Below are 15,337 nucleotides of genomic sequence, written 5' to 3'. Positions count from 1 at the left end.
GGAAGTCATCAGCGCATGAAGCGACTGCCTGCCGCTTCCGAGGCGCGCGTACAGTTTCGAGCATGAGCAAGTACCTACCCCTCGCACACTACCTTGCCGGGCTGAAGCAGGACCACATTCGGCTGAGCTTCGGCGAGATCGAACAGTTAGCGAAGCTCACGCTTCCAAGAACTGCATACACGCATGGCGCGTGGTGGGCCAACTCCCGGACGCGTGACAGCCATGGGTGGGCGCACCTTTGGCTACGGGCAGGTTGGGAGAGCTGCAATCTTGACATCAAGCGCAGGATGATCGAATTCCGACGTGCGGGCACTGATACCTCCACCGCTTCGATTGCGAGCCTGTACCCGAGCGAGCTTGAGCACCTCATGGACTTGCTTGTACAGGCTGGGATCGACGTCAGTGCATGGTCCTACCGGGCAGACGGCAGCGTTGTTGAGAAGCCGAAGGCGAATCCGGACTACTGCTACGACTGGTCGTTCGGATCGGAGGGCGAAGGCTTTGTGCTGTGCCTGTGGTGCGACTTGATGGACGAAGGCTCGGGTCGGATCACTTACAGCGAGAACGTACAGGAGTTAGCGCGTGATCTGGAACGTGCGGCTCGCGACTCGAGGCAATCGTCGGACAGGAAGTCTCGGGTCATCCAGCAGGCGCGGAGGGCGAGGGCGTTTGACGACGCACTGGACCTCTCGTACCGGAAGGGGTTGCCTCTGCGAGCGATATTGAATGCAGGCGACATACGGAGCCGGGACGAGATTGCGGAGAAGGCGTCCAAAGTGGCCCTGCGTCGTCTGGATCCGGAGTCGTGGTTTGTTCACCGGTACGCCCGCGACACAGGCGAGTGCCTGGTGGTTCGCGGGATACGCCCAGACGCCGACCCGACGCCAGGCAATCCTTCTAACGGCAAAGATGCTCCCGGTGCGGACGACGCGAGGAGGCTTGCTGAAATCAAATTTCGCAGGGGGCAGGCGGAATTTCGCATGAGCTTGCTGGCCGCGTACGGTCGACGCTGTGCCGTCACGGGTTCCGCCGTCGCGGATCTCCTCGAGGCGGCACACATCGTGCCGCACTCGGAAGAGACGAACTACCGCCTGACCAACGGCTTGCTACTACGGGCCGACATTCACACGCTGTATGACGTACAGCTATTGTCTGTCGATGGGCGCTGCACGATCCACGTCTCCAAGATGCTGAAAGGTTCCGAGTATTGGAACCTCAACGGCACTTCGTTGCCCGTCTTGCCTGATAGCTTCCTAGCTCAGCCATCGCCGACGAACCTTGAGAGTCGGCATGTCAGGTTTCTGGCAGCCGAGGCGCAACGGCTCTGACGACCCGTCAATCCAACAGCGTTCCTCGGTAGCCAATCGCAGCGACGCGCTGTCGGCGCCAGACTGATTGCGGCCGGTCGCCCTGCGCTGGCGTTGGGCGGCTCCGTGTTAGCTGGCGACCCGGACTCCATTGGCTGGCGAGGCATAGGGCAGATCCAAGCACCTTCTGTGTCGTCAAACTCGTAACAGTTGGATACTATCGACCAGCAACAGCGCTTTGTGCGGCTTTGACAGTCCCCCTGATAAGGGTGATCGGCAGCCCGCCCTGCAAGCTGATATCAGATTTGTCGGGAGCGACATGGCATCTTCCAAACGAGACTTTGAGCGGTTCGTGGCCTGGTTGCATGCGCCAGCTACGCAAGCTCCGCCGGAGGTGAGGCGCCTGGCCAACATGGCCCTGACCCACTTCGACGCACTGGCGCGCACCTCGCGCCAACACAGCCAGCGCTCAATCTATCTGGTGGGCAAGGCTCGCCAAGAGCTGGCCCAGACACCTGATGGCCCGCCAGACATCGAAGCCGTAGCGGCCGACGGCGCCTGGCCCTGGAAGCGGCTGCGGGGCATGACAATCGGCCCGTTTCGAGGGTTTCGCAACCCGGAATCCTTCGATCTGCAAAAGCGGGTCGTCTTGTTCTACGGCCCCAATGGCAGCGGCAAGACCAGCTTCTGCGAAGGCTTGGAGTTCGGCCTGCTGGGCTCTGTCGAGGAGGCCGAGACCAAGCGGATCGACGGGCGCACCTACCTGGCCAACCTGCACGCCCGCCGCTTCGAGGCGCCGGCCCTGCGAGCGACCGACCACCAGAACGGGGAGGTCGGCGTTGTCGCCAACGCCGACACCTTCCGGTTCTGCTTCATCGAGAAAAACCGCATCGATGCGTTCTCGCGGATTGCGGCCAGGCCGCCGGCGCAGCGCACGGAGCTGATCGCCACGCTGTTTGGCATGGAGAAGTTCAACGAGTTCGTCGGCCACTTCAACGAGTCCATTGACGCGCAGCTCGTGACGATGGCTACCAAGCAGGTCGCCCTCAACGGCAAGCGCAACGCTCTGACCAACGACCAAGCCACAGTCAACGGCGAGGCCCAAGCCCTGGTTGGCCTAGCGGCCGAAGAGGCCGCGATGGCCGCCGCGCATCAGGACGGCATGGCGTACTACGAGCTCAAAGCTTTCATCGGCACGGCCGAGGCGCCAGGGCGCATGCAAGAGCTCGACGGTATTCTTGGCGCTCTGCCGCCGGCCGCCATCGGTATCGCGCGCGATGGCCTTCTGGCCGCCTTTGAAGCGCCGCGCGCGGCCCAGGAAGAGCTCGCCGGCATCGCCGCCAAGCTCGAGGCGCGCAGCAGCCAAGTCTCCTTCAAAGACCTCTACACCGCCGTCCTCGCATTGCAAGCCACCCACGGCGAACACTGCCCGGCCTGCGACACGCCGCTTGCTGACGCCAAGTCCAACCCATTTGAGAAGGCCACGGCGGGCTTGGCCGACTTGAAGGAGCTCGGCGAGCTGCAAGAGAAGCGCGCGACCGCGCAGCGCCAGGTCGGCACGACTTCGCGCGAGCTGCGGCGCCAGCTTGGCAGCCTGTCCGCTTACTTGGCAGCGAATGAGGAGCAAGCGTCTCCCGTGGGGCGGTTCCTCGCAGGGCTCGCGGCCGAACCGGCTGGCGAATGGTGGTCGGCTGTCTACCCAACCAAGCAGCCGCAAGAGGGTGAACAGGCCGAGGCCGTCACGCTTGAGGCGATCCTGGTGGTGGCCGACCGCATCGCGGCCCAGGACTCGACCTCGGAGCTAGCCCGCCAGGAGCGGCAACAGCACGTCAACGAGCGCGCAGCTCTCGTCACCCTGCAACTGGCCATCCAAGCCCAGGAGTTGAAGCGCAAGCAACTCGTGGACGGCGTCGCCGCTGCCAGGGCCAGGATCGCAGCGTTCGACGTGGACAACGCGCAACTGATCGCCGACGTGGCTCAAGAAGCCGTCGACCTCGCGCGGGACGCCCCTATCAAGGCGGCATACGACCGATTCCTTGGGTTGCTGCGCGGCTACCGCAACCAGCTTCCCGGCATGTTGATGGCGGGCCTCAACGACACGGCCATGAACCTCTACAACGAGTTCAACAACAATGACCTCGATCCCGACAAGCTCGCAGCCCTCCACTTGCCCCTCAACGGCGAGCAGAAGATCGAGATCGCGTTCCGGGGCAATCCCGGCGTGCGGGTGGACGCCCTGCGCATCCTCAGCGAGGGCCACATTCGCTGCCTGGGCCTTGCAATCCTGCTGGCCAAAGCCAAGACCGTCCAAAGCCCCCTAGTCGTGTTCGACGACGCCATCAACGCCATCGACCACGACCACCGCGGCGGCATCCGCGAGACGATCTTCGAGAGCGACCACTTCGCCGACACGCAACTCATCGTCACCTGCCACAGCAACGAGTTCATCAAGGACATCCAGCAGCACTTGCCCGCGGCGCGCCGCGAAGACTGCAAGATCTACCTATTCCGCAACCACGCGGGCGATTACCAGCCGCGCGTGTCGGGCAATGTCTCGATCAAGAACTACGTGGCCAAGGCCCGCGCGTCAAAGGACAACCTCGATCACCGCGATGCCCTCGCTGCCTGCCGTCAAGGCCTTGAGATGCTCTCGGAGAAGGTATGGCGTTGGCTCGGCAGCCACGAACTGGGCGTGCTCAACCTGCAACTCGCTGGCGTCGGCGCCGAGCCGGGCCTGCGCAACCTGTGCGAAGCCCTGCGCAAGCGGCTCGACGACGCAGCGCACTTCAACCACGCCAACAAGCCCCGGCTCTTGGCCGCGTACGGCCGAATCCTTGGCATCCCAGCAGCAAACTTGGTGTGGACCTACCTGAACAAGGGCACGCACGAAGAGGCAAACCGAGACGACTTCGATGCGGACCTGGTGGAGTCCGTGGTTCGGACGCTAGAAGAAGTCGACGCCCTGGACCTTCGTGCCGGCCGATGAAGTCCCAACAACGCTGTCTGCTCTTCGAGCCTAAGACCGCTTTGAACTTGAGAGCGGCCTGTGGCTCGCGGCCCATCGACTGACTGCAACCGCTGCGGAACGGACCCCGGCTCGGCAGCTTCAGGCTGCGCACCGCAGCAAAAGCTAGGTGGACTAAACGACGGTTGCTATCCGACGCAGCATTCCAACATGCACCGGCTCGTTGCGCCGATTGTGAGTGCGACAGATGACGGACAGCTCGGAGCAGCAAACACCTGTGATCGCCCACCTGCGGCTTAAACTGATGGCTTGCACTGCCGTGAATCCGTTGCCGTAATTTCCATGCAGCAAACGCCTAATCCTCCTCAGCGCCTACAACTGTCATCCCATGACTACACCGGGCGCGACAAGTCTGATGCGCTGCGCGAGCTGTTTGGTCGCGTGCTGATGCATGTGGACTTGTGGCCCTGCGAAGGAGCGGTGCCGCTGGACTTTACGGTTACTTTGTTGCCACTTGGAGCAGGGGCTGCATATGCATACAGCGAACACACGCCCGCGCACTTCGAGCACAAGACTGCGTATGTAAGTGCTGGGGCAGATGACCTCTTGCTCACTACGACGCAGGACGGCTGCGTGATCCGCGCGGCAGGAGGCGACTTGGAGATACCTGCGGGGGGCTTTGTTTTGCATTCAAAGGCTCGCGCGCATGAATTCATTCACCTGAGGGGCGGGCGAACTGCGAGCCTCCAGGTGCCCCGCGCCGCACTAGCGCGGTGGGGAGCGAGGCTGGAAGAGGCGCCGCTGCGACGGTTGCCTCAAGAGCGACCCGAACCTGCCTTGGTAATGGGCTATGCCCAACTATTGGCAAAGATCCCGCAGCCCTCCGCTTCGCTGCTTCAGTCGGCCCGTTTGCATCTGCAGGAGCTGATGGCAGACATGCTCGCGCCAGCGAAGCAAGGCGCACAACCGCCTGGTCGCGACGCAGTGGATGTGCCGCGCCTAGCGCTCATTCAGCGCGACATCCTCGCGCGCATCGCGCAGTCGGAGCTGAGTCTTGCGCAGATCGCACACCTGCACCACATCACTCCGCGGCAAGTGCAGCGCTTGTTCGCGCGCGAGGGTACGTGCTTTTCCGACTACGTGCGGGATGCCCGGTTGGAGCAGGCCCGCGCTGCGCTGGCGAATCCTGCACAGCGCCATCGCCGCGTGCTGGAAATCGCTCTGGAGAATGGATTCGACGATTTTTCCGCCTTCAGTCGGGCGTTCCGGCGGCGCTTCGGCATGACACCCAGCGAGGTGCGCGGCATCGCGGGTTGAATCTCTTTTCAGAGGGGCATGTCGCCTCTGGCACAACGATTGTCGTTGCCAGCAACGACGCGGCGCGGTGGTTTTTCAAGAATCGCTGCACCATGCCATTTCACATACCCGTCCCCTCCTGTCTTCGCAGCTTTATTGCCAAGCTGGCTGTGCTTGCCCTGCTGGCCGCCGCCAGTGCGCAGGCCGCCATTCCTCCATCGCAGCGCCAGTACCTGATGGACTTTTACTTCGCCACCAATGGCCCCAACTGGCTCAACAACAGTGGCTGGGGCGGCGTGCCGGGAACCGAGTGCAACTGGGCCGGCATCACCTGCGATGTGGGTGAGACTACCGTCACCGAACTGACGTTCGACTCCAACAACATGTCGAGCACGCCGCCTGGTACACCGCTGCCCGACTGGGCGGCGCTGCCGGATCTCATCTCCATCGCTATCAGTAACGGCAGCCTGACAGGCTCCGTGCCGCCCATCGCCGGGTTGAGCCAACTGGAATTCTTCAGCGTGGGCGACAACCAGTTCTCCGGCCCGCTGCCAGACCCCTCGGGTCTGCAGCATCTCAGGCGCTACTTCGCTGTGCTGAACGCATTTTCCGGGTCGCTGCCCCCCCTCACCAACTTACCTTCGCTGGAGTGGTTTCTGGTGCGCAATAACCAGCTCACGGGCGGCATCCCGTCACTCGCGGGCGTGCCCGCCCTGCAGATCTTTTCGGTGCACCAAAACCAGCTCACCGGGGGCATCCCTGCGTTGCCCGTCGGCTTGCAGAGACTGGTGGTAAGCCAGAACCAGCTCACCGGCCCCGTGCCCGCAGCACCCAACTCGCTGCTCACGGGCCAGTCCATTTTGTGCCCCAACCCGCTTACGCCGTCCGTCAGCAACGATTGGGATGTCGCAACCGGTGAGACTCCCTGGCACGCGCAGTGCAACGGCGCTCCGCCCGGGCCGGTCGCTCCCGTGCCAACGCTGGGCGAGTGGGCGCTGGCGCTGCTGTCACTGGCTGCGGCCATGCTGGGTTTGCGCGCAATGCGACGCAATGAGGCTTGAACGTCACTTGACGGTCAGCGCCTATCAAACAAGCGCATCACGCTATCCCATTCATGGCATCACCGTAACCGTTGCAGGCCGTCACCCCGCCTGTCAATTCCTATCCGAGAACCTTCATGCCATACCTCAGTAATCGCCGTAGTGCGTTCTTCGCATCCTTGCTGGTCTGCGCCGCCTGCATCCCTTGCACCACAACAGCAGCACCCTACGCCACAACCTACATCGGAGTTGTTTCGACCACCGACTTCCCAGAAATCCTCAGCGGCCAGACCTACAGCGTCACCTTCGTGTTCGACAATGGTGGTAACTCCACTGCCGACCAGGTGTGGACCCCCGCGCACCTAACATGCACGATCTGGCGCATGAACGATGCGCGCAATGTCGGGTTTGTTCAAGACCTCGCCACCTCCGCGCCCACGGTAGCATCAGGCAGCGCCACCACCAACGGTGCGGGCATCCTGACGGGCATGTTCACCGAGATCACCGGCGACCCGGTGGGAGCATCGTTCAGCAGCATCGGCATCACGCACACCATGCCGGCCCATTGGTTTGCAAACGGCATCAACAACGTGTTCTCCGATGCCGCTCAGAACCGCAGCGTAGACGACGCTTCGGGTGGCGTACAGACACAGCAGCTTTCCCGCTGGAGTCCGCCGCACCCGTTCACAGCCCCTTGCACCTCGGCGGTGCTGGAACCCAACGCTACGCCAGTACCTGCGCTGGGCGGGGCGCAACTCGTGCTGCTGTCTGCGTTGTTAGCTGGCATGGGGACAGTGTTTCGCCGAAAAGCATGAATGCATACCTTGAACGTGTCACTTGACACATTGGCAAGCCATTCAGGCTACTCGATGACATTGCAATGAGACGGGTGCATTGCTGGCGGACAAGCCCACAACACACGGCATGCATGTTTCGCAAGCCTCAAGCGGATGAAGCCGTTTCGCGAGATAAATCTGACACAAGCCATGGCAATCTCGGCAACCACTCAATCAAGCTGACCGCCGCGATGTTGCAGAACACGCGTCCCGATTAGCTCACGGAGGCAGATTCAACCGGTCGATGCAACACATTCGCTGAGCATCTCCGCGGGCGTTTGGTAGCCGAGCGCCTTGCGCAGCCTCTCGTTTAGTTGTCTCGCAATGGCGCTGCGCTTTTCCTAGACGTCTTCGCGCACCCGGTACTGCCCCATCAGCGTCTGTTGGACGGCCGACGGCACGGCCTCGTAGTGCGACAACGCGACGGTGTAGCGCCCCTGGCCGCTGGTCATCGCATTGAGCCGCGACTGGTAGTCAGCCAGCTCAGCCTCTGGCACCCGGCCGCCGATGGCTACAGTGCCGGCCCCCAGCCCCGATGTGCCGGTGACCAGGCCGCGCCGCAACGACAGGTCGCTCGTAACGTCGCCCACGGAATGCTCGGGCACGGCGATCTCGATCTGGACAATCGGCTCGAGCACAGCCGGCCGGGCCTCGCGAATCGCCGCCATGAAGGCCTTGCTGCCGGCGGTCGCGAAGGCGATGTCCTTGCTGTCCACGCTATGGTGCTTGCCGTCGTACACCACGACGCGCACATCGACCACTGGGTAGCCGGCGATCGCGCCGTACGCCAAGACCTCGCGCACGCCTTTCTCGACGGCAGGGATGAACTGGCCCGGGATCGCGCCGCCCCTGACTTCGTCGGTGAACTCGAAGCCCGCGCCGCGCGCGAGCGGCTCGATGCGCAGGAAGACTTCGGCGAACTGGCCGGCACCACCGCTCTGCTTCTTATGGCGATAGTGGCCCTCGGCCGGAGCGGTCACGGTCTCACGATAGGCGATGCGCGGTGGCCGCGTCTGGACCTCGAAGCGGTAAACCTCGCGCAGGCGTTCGAGCACGATGCGCAGGTGCAGCTCGCCGAGCCCGTAGAGCACCGTCTCGTTGGTCGCGGCCACATGCTCGATCCGCAGGCACGGGTCCTCGGCCACGAGCTTGCCGAGGATTTCCCAGGCGCGCTGCTCGTCGCCATGCCGCTTGGGCTCCACGGCCAGGCCGTACACCGGCACCGGGAACGGCAGCGGCGCGAGGTGCACATGGCTGTCTTCGGCCGCATCGTGCAGCACGGCATCGAAATGGATCTCCTCGACCTTGGCCACAGCCACGATGTCGCCCGGCGCCGCGTGCGACACCTCGACATGGTCCTTGCCCTGGAGCATGAACAGGTGCCCCACCTTGAAGGGCTTGCGGCCGTCGCCGATGTAGAGCTGGCTGTCGCGCGTGACCGTGCCCTGGTGCACGCGGAAGATGCCCATCTTGCCGACAAAAGGGTCGATCGTGATCTTGAACACATGCGCCAGCACGTGCAGCGTCGGGTTAGGCTTGGCCTTCATGGGCATGGCCTCTGCGTCCTCGCCAACGATGAAGCTCGGCGGGTTGGCTTCGGTCGGATTGGGCAGGAGCTTGACGATTACGTCCAGCAACTCGGCCACGCCGGCACCGCTGCGCGACGAGGCGAAACACACCGGGATCAGGTGGCCTTCGCGCAGTGCCTGCTCGAGCGGTGCGTGCAGCTCGGCCGGATCCACATCGCCTTCCTCGAGGTAGCGATCGACGAAGGCCGCGTCGACCTCGACCACCTGTTCCACCAGCGCGCGGTGCGCCGCTTCGACGGGGCCGAAGTCGGAGCGCCCGAAACGATTGAAGAAGCAGTCGATCACCTGCCTGCCGACCCCGTCGGGCAGGTTCAGCGGCAGGCATTCGCGGCCGAAGGTCGCCTGGATGTCGGCCAGCAGGCCCGCCAGCGAGACGCCCTGCGCGTCGATCTTGTTGACGATGATCATGCGGGCGAGGCGGCGCGAGGCGGCGTATTCCATCATGCGCACCGCCATCGGCTCGATGCCGGTGGCGGCATTGATGACCACCGCCACCGTTTCGACCGCCTCCAGCGCCGGCAGGCTCTGGCCGAGAAAGTCGGGGCCGCCGGGCGTGTCGATCAAGTGGATGCGCGTGCCGCCATGCGAGAGGTGCATCACCGATGCGTTGAGCGAGTGCTGCATGCGGCGCTCGAGCGGGTCGTAGTCGCTGACGGTGCTGCCGCGATCGATGCTGCCGCACGCGCCGATGGCGCCCGCCTTGTACAGCAAGGCCTCGGCCAGCGAGGTCTTGCCGGCGGCCGCGGCGCCCACGAGCGCCAACGTTCGCACGGCTTTCATTTCGGCCGCGAGGCCGTTCGATCGGCTTGGCATGGTTGGACTCCTTTGCACGTCCGGAAGGCCTGCCCGGCGGCCCGCATGGGCTCGGGCGTTGCGTGTGGACGTCGGGGCAGCGTACGGGATTGACCGCGCTGATGCAAGTTGATTGCGCCGCCGATTTCCAGTACCTGACCGGCATGCATGCCGCGTTGACCTCCCCTTGTTGCCAGCGCGCAGAGACATGGGCTCACGCTCAAGTTGTCTTGACATAACTCTTTGAGCCCGTCATGACCACTGTCACCGTCGACTATGCATGCCATTGCCGGCGGCCGGTCATCGCGTTGGACACATGCCGCGGGCTTTCGGGCTGCTGCAGGCTGGAAGCGGCCGGTCTGGGTCACGCCTCCAGCGGCAGCTCTCATGAAGCCTCCCAGGGACGAAGTGCCTCGATCTCTTCCAGCCATGCGGTAAATACAGCCCGTGCTGCCTGCGGCAAGCGGGATTGCAAAGCTTGCGCTTGCCTGCGCAACGCATGCACGTCGATGCCAGCCTGCGCCAGTTCGCAGGCATGACCAACGAGCCAGCGCTCAATTTGGCGCGGATTGGCCTCCAGATGGCATTGCAGGGCCAGCACATTGCGCCCTATGCTAAAAGCTTGGTTAGCACAGGTTTGTGTCCCCGCCAGCCTCGTTGCCCCGTCGGGAATGCCGAAGTGGTCGCCATGCCAGTGGAGCACCGGCGTTTGGCCTAGCGCCGCCAATGGTGACCCCTCGCCTTTCTGGGTCAGTGTCAGTGGCGCAAAGCCGATTTCCTTGACACTCATGCTGACAACACTCGCGCCAAGTGCGCGGGCAATCAGCTGTGCACCCAGGCAAATGCCCAGCAGCGGGCGCCCGCTTGCCAGCCACTGTAGAACTACCGCCAGTTCGTCGCGGAGGAAAGGGTAGATGTGGTCATCGAAGGCGCCTATGGGACCACCCAGTACCACCAGCAGATCAGCCGCAGCCATGTCCACTGCATACAAATCATCGGTGGGGGCATCCAGATAGCGCACCGCATAACCGCGCGCTACCAGCAGGGGCTCGAGCGTGCCCAGGTCTTCAAAATGCAGATGGCGCAGGGCAATGGCGGTTTTCATGGGCGTGGCTCCTTGGTGCTGGGCTCGCTGGGCCAGTAGTGGCTATCCGGCAACGGGCGAGCGCCAAAGATGGCTTGCCCAACACGGACTACCGTGGCACCTTCCTCGATGGCGATCTCGAAGTCGCCGGACATGCCCATGGACAGCTCCTCCAAGGCGATGCTGGCGGGCGCAATCTGGCGCAACTGGTCGCGCAAAGTGCGCAGCAGAATGAAGCACTGGCGCACCCGCTCAGCATCGGAAGAAAACAGCGCGAGCGTCATCAGCCCTCGCACGCGCAGTGCCGGGAAAGCGGGCAGGGCGCGCAGGAACGCCAGAACGTCCTCGGGCGACAGGCCGTACTTGCTGGCCTCGTCCGAGGTGTTGACCTGTACGAACACATCCAGCGCGCGGCCCTCGGCCTGCAGACGGCGCTCCAGCGCCTCGGCCACGCGCAGACTGTCCAGTGCCTGGAATTCGCTGGCGAAGCGCGCCACCAGCCTAGCCTTGTTCGTCTGCAGATGGCCGATGACCGACCAGCGCAGATCGGCCAGGTCCTGCATGGCTTCCCATTTGCCGAAGGCTTCCTGCACCTTGTTTTCACCCAGCAGGCGGCAACCCGCCGCGTAGGCCAGGCGCAGGCTGGGCTCGGGCTTGGTCTTGCTCACCGGCAGCAGTCGCACCCCGGCAGGGTCGCGCCCCGCACGATGGCAGGCGGCATCCATGCGGGTCCGCACCGCCGCCAGGTTGTGCCGGAAATCTACGACGGAAGCTGCCTGCGGATAGCGACCATGCTGGCCGTGGCGGGTCTGGGTGTCCGGTGGCTCAAGCATTGGCCTGGTTCCTTTCCCTCTTGATGATCATGGGCTCGGCGGCCGGTGCCGCGGTGGTTGGGCGCCCGCGGCGCGGTAGCGTGCCATTGAGCACGGCGTGGGCCGCCAGGCCCACCACCAGGCCCCAGAACGCACCACCGATGCCCAGCAGCGTGATATTGGCCGCCGCTGCCAGGAAGGTGATCAGCGACGCTTCGCGCGTCTTCACGTCGGCCAGGGCAGTGGCCAAGCTGCCGCCGATGGTGCCCAGCAGCGCCAGGCCCGCCAGCGTCGTGATGAAGGTCGCCGGGAGGGCCATGAAGACGGCGGCCAGTGTGACACCGAACACGCCTACGAGGATGTAGCTCACGCCTGCGGCGATGCCTGCAATCCAGCGCTTGGACGGATCTTCGTGCGCCTCCCGGCCCGTGGCGATGGCGGCCGTGATGGCGGCCACGTTGAAGGCATGCGAACCGAACGGCGCCATCAGCAGCGAGCCGAGCCCGGTCAGCGCCACGATGGGATTGGCGCTGGTCTTGAACCCGTCGTTGCGCAGCACCAGCATGCCGGGCATGTACTGGCCGGTCAGCGTGATGAGAAACAGCGGCAAGGCCACGCTCAGCAACGCGTTGAGCGAGAACGCCGGCATGGTGAAGACCGGGGCGGCGAGCCTCAACGACAGTCCCGACAGGTCCACCCGGTCCTGCATGAGCAGAAAGAGCAGGCCCAGCACCAGGATGCCCACGACGGCATAGCGTGCACTGAGCCGCTTGAGCACCAAGTAGGTCGCGATCTGCAAGCCAGCCAGTACCGGATCGATGCCCATGCCGCCGAAAGCCTGGATGCCGAACTGCAGCAGGATGCCCGCGAGCAAGCCTGCGGCCACGCCCGGAGGAATCAGCCGGATCAAGCGGTCGAACCAGCCTGACAGCCCCAGCGCCACAAAGGCCGCGGCAGAGATCAGGTACGCGCCCACCGCTTCGGCATAGGGCGTTGTGGCCAGTGCCGTTACCAGGAACGCTGCAGCCGGCGTGGACCACGCGGTAATGATCGGCTCGCGCGTCAGCCAGCTCAGGATGATTCCCGTAGCTCCCACACCAATCGAAATCGACCACACCCACGATGCTGTCAACTCCGGGCTCAGACCTGCCACCTTGGCCGCCTGGAACACCAAAATGAAGGTCCCGCCATAGTTGACGATGACCGAAATGAGACCCGCGACGATGGGATGGGTGAGGTCGAGCAAGCGGGAGGATGGGGAGGGCGAGGCGGATGACATGGTTTGTATCGAGCTCTTGAAAGTGATCTGTTGGGCTGAAGCTGGTAAGGATTTATAGATCCTGAATGGCATACTGCGCCCAGCCATTTTTTTGATGCGATACCAGCCAATTGTTCAAGCATGCACAACTCGAATCCGTAAAAGCCTGGATCCTTGATCCGGCAAATGGGGCGCTGCCCTTGCACGCGCGCATTCAACGCGCGATTCGGCAACTGATACTCAACGGTGCACTCGACGTAGCCATGCCGCTGCCTGCTTCCCGCGCCCTGGCGAAGTCGCTGGATGTGTCACGCGACACAGTGGAGACGGCATACAGCCAGTTGCATGCAGAGGGTTTTATCGAGCGACGCGTGGGTAGCGGGAGCTTCGTTTCGGAGCGGGCTTTGCGTTTTCCTGGACGTGGCAGGGCGCGGCGCCTTGAACCACAGCGGGCACCTCTTCGGCTGAGTCAGCGCGGTACGGCCATGTACCGTGCTGGCGGGGTGCGAGACTTTCTGACGCCTCGCCCGTTCGCTCCTGGCGTGCCGGAAACGCGCACTTTCCCACTGGCCACCTGGGAGCGGCTGGAGCGGCAGGTGTTGAAGGACTGGGGCACCACAGCGCTGCTGCACAGCCCCCCGCAAGGGATGGAACCGCTACGGCGCGCGATTGCCAACTACGTCAACCTCGAACGCGGCGCGCATGCCACCCCGGAGCGTGTGCTGGTGGTCACCAGTTCCCAGCAAGCCTTGACCCTGTGCGCTACCGTGCTGCTGGACGCTGGCGATCGCATCTTCATTGAAGACCCCGTGTACCACGGCGCACGCAAGGCGTTCGACGCCGCGGGGCTGGAATGCGTGCCCGTCCCGCTGGATGCCGAGGGCATGCAGATGGGGCACCTGCGCAAGGTGCGACAACCGGGCAAGGCGGTGTTTCTTACGCCTTCGCACCAGTTTCCGACCGGAGTCACGTTGGCGCTGGACCGGAGGCTGGACGTCATCGAATGGGCCCGGCAGCACCAAGCCTGGATCATCGAGGATGACTATGACAGCGAGTTCCATTACGCGGGAAAACCCACGGCCTGCGTACAAGGACTGGACCCGCATCAGCGAACGATCTACATCGGTACGTTCACCAAGTCGATGTTTCCGGGCTTGCGTATTGCCTTCATGGTGCTTCCGCCTGAGCTTGTGGCGCCGATGACCGCCGCACGCACCTTGCTGGATGGACACAGCGCGCCGATTGCGCAACTGACCCTGGCGCGTTTCATGGAGGGTGGGCATTTCGGGGCGCATGTGCGAACCATGCGTGCCGTCTATTGTGAGCGGCGCGATGTCCTGGCGCAGCTCGTGCACGAGCACCTGGCAGACTTCGTGGAGCCGGAGGTACCGGACGGCGGCATGCAAATGCCTTGTCGGCTCGTTCGCGATATTCCCGAACTGGAAGTCATGGGCGCAGCGCAGCGTGCCGGTATCGATTTGCTGGGGCTTACGCCATTGCATGCATCGGGCGCGTGCCGGCCCGGGTTTCTCATGGGCTTTGCCGCGTATGCGCCGAAGGAACTGGAGATCGCGGTGAAGAACCTAGCGGTTGTACTGCGTGCGCTAGACCGCTGAATCTGGAGGTCAGGCGAGGGCGAATCCACCCACTACTTCTTCGCTATTTGCGCTTGACATTTCACCACCGTAACCCGAGCGAGGCAGCAGCCTGATTCACCACTCAGACAGGGGATCGCAATACGTCAGCATTCGGTAAACCGAACGCTTGGCCGAGGCGGGCATAGAGCCTTCGGTGGGCAGGGGGCTGGGTGTAGCCGCTCGCGATCACTTGCCCGTTCTTCAGGAGCACACAGCCCGCTGGTGGGTTGGGCAGGCACTCGGGCAGCGCACCAAACCATCACGCGCGTGATGGTCTGCATGTTTCACCCGCGTGCCGTGCGCATGGGCAAAGAGATAGTCGTGGTGGGTCCGAGTGGCGCCGCACGGTGGCTTGAGACAGATGCCGCCGGGAACCGGGCGTGGCAATCTACCCGGCAAACCCCACAGTTGACGCCGCTTTGGCTCCTTCAGACCCGACTAGCGCGGCATTGCTCGCGTCCATGAACGGCAGTATGGTCGATGACCAAACCGACAAAAGCTTGAATCCACACTTGTCCAGTGGTGTCCCACTAGAGACAACATGCCATGGCATATCAGATGGCATACCGCCAAGCGTCAAAAAGAAAAAACCCCAAGTGAATCAATCACTTGGGGTCGTGTAATGGCGGAGAGGGCGGGATTCGAACCCGCGGTGGGGATTAGCCCACACACGCTTTCCAGGCGTGCGACTTAAACCGCTCATCCACCTCTCCGAAGCCCT

10 protein-coding genes and 1 tRNA gene are annotated in these 15,337 nt (G+C 63.6%); 6 read left to right on the top strand and 5 right to left on the bottom strand.

Features of this window, described 5'->3' with window-relative positions; all coding sequences use genetic code 11:
• The first annotated feature begins 62 nt into the window (after positions 1 to 62).
• The 5 genes from ACODS0_RS12185 to ACODS0_RS12165 all read left to right on the top strand — a co-directional run bounded on the left by ACODS0_RS12185 (position 63) and on the right by ACODS0_RS12165 (position 7,423).
• A complete protein-coding gene (locus tag ACODS0_RS12185; protein ID WP_488835197.1) occupies positions 63 to 1,328 on the top strand; it encodes an HNH endonuclease in 1,266 nt (421 codons plus the stop codon).
• A 391-nt stretch (positions 1,329 to 1,719) separates the two neighbouring features.
• The gene (locus ACODS0_RS12180; RefSeq protein ID WP_488835195.1) at positions 1,720 to 4,293 is read left to right on the top strand and encodes an AAA family ATPase; all 2,574 of its coding nucleotides are present in this window, start codon (positions 1,720 to 1,722) and stop codon (positions 4,291 to 4,293) included.
• Between the two features lie 321 nt (positions 4,294 to 4,614).
• A complete protein-coding gene (locus ACODS0_RS12175) occupies positions 4,615 to 5,589 on the top strand; it encodes a helix-turn-helix transcriptional regulator (RefSeq protein ID WP_488835428.1) in 975 nt (324 codons plus the stop codon).
• A gap of 92 nt (positions 5,590 to 5,681) precedes the next feature.
• Positions 5,682 to 6,629 (top strand): IPTL-CTERM sorting domain-containing protein, encoded by a 948-nt coding sequence (locus tag ACODS0_RS12170; protein ID WP_488835193.1) that lies wholly within the window; start codon positions 5,682 to 5,684, stop codon positions 6,627 to 6,629.
• 116 nt (positions 6,630 to 6,745) lie between these two features.
• Positions 6,746 to 7,423 (top strand): hypothetical protein, encoded by a 678-nt coding sequence (locus ACODS0_RS12165; RefSeq protein WP_488835191.1) that lies wholly within the window; start codon positions 6,746 to 6,748, stop codon positions 7,421 to 7,423.
• A 362-nt stretch (positions 7,424 to 7,785) separates the two neighbouring features.
• On the opposite strand, the gene fusA is transcribed toward ACODS0_RS12165, so the two are convergent.
• From fusA to ACODS0_RS12145, 4 genes are all read right to left on the bottom strand, one after another.
• Entirely contained in the window at positions 7,786 to 9,846 is a 2,061-nt protein-coding gene (fusA, locus tag ACODS0_RS12160; protein ID WP_488835189.1) for an elongation factor G, read from the bottom strand.
• Between the two features lie 364 nt (positions 9,847 to 10,210).
• A complete protein-coding gene (locus ACODS0_RS12155) occupies positions 10,211 to 10,930 on the bottom strand; it encodes a glutamine amidotransferase (RefSeq protein WP_488835187.1) in 720 nt (239 codons plus the stop codon).
• Positions 10,927 to 11,742 (bottom strand): YggS family pyridoxal phosphate-dependent enzyme, encoded by an 816-nt coding sequence (locus tag ACODS0_RS12150; protein WP_488835185.1) that lies wholly within the window; start codon positions 11,740 to 11,742, stop codon positions 10,927 to 10,929. Before ACODS0_RS12150 ends, ACODS0_RS12155 begins: the two co-directional genes overlap by 4 nt.
• A complete protein-coding gene (locus ACODS0_RS12145; protein WP_488835183.1) occupies positions 11,735 to 13,000 on the bottom strand; it encodes a benzoate/H(+) symporter BenE family transporter in 1,266 nt (421 codons plus the stop codon). Before ACODS0_RS12145 ends, ACODS0_RS12150 begins: the two co-directional genes overlap by 8 nt.
• 110 nt (positions 13,001 to 13,110) lie before the next feature.
• Here ACODS0_RS12145 and pdxR point away from each other — a divergent pair, with 110 nt between their 5' ends.
• Entirely contained in the window at positions 13,111 to 14,595 is a 1,485-nt protein-coding gene (gene pdxR / locus ACODS0_RS12140; RefSeq protein ID WP_488835181.1) for a MocR-like pyridoxine biosynthesis transcription factor PdxR, read from the top strand.
• 644 nt (positions 14,596 to 15,239) lie between these two features.
• Here pdxR and ACODS0_RS12135 read toward each other — a convergent pair.
• Positions 15,240 to 15,329, bottom strand: a tRNA-Ser gene (locus ACODS0_RS12135).
• Positions 15,330 to 15,337: the final 8 nt, after the last annotated feature.

The sequence above is a fragment of the Acidovorax sp. FG60 genome, from assembly GCF_057808995.1.
Note: the sequence above shows the minus strand (reverse complement) of the source record. Positions and strands in the feature narration are given on the sequence as shown.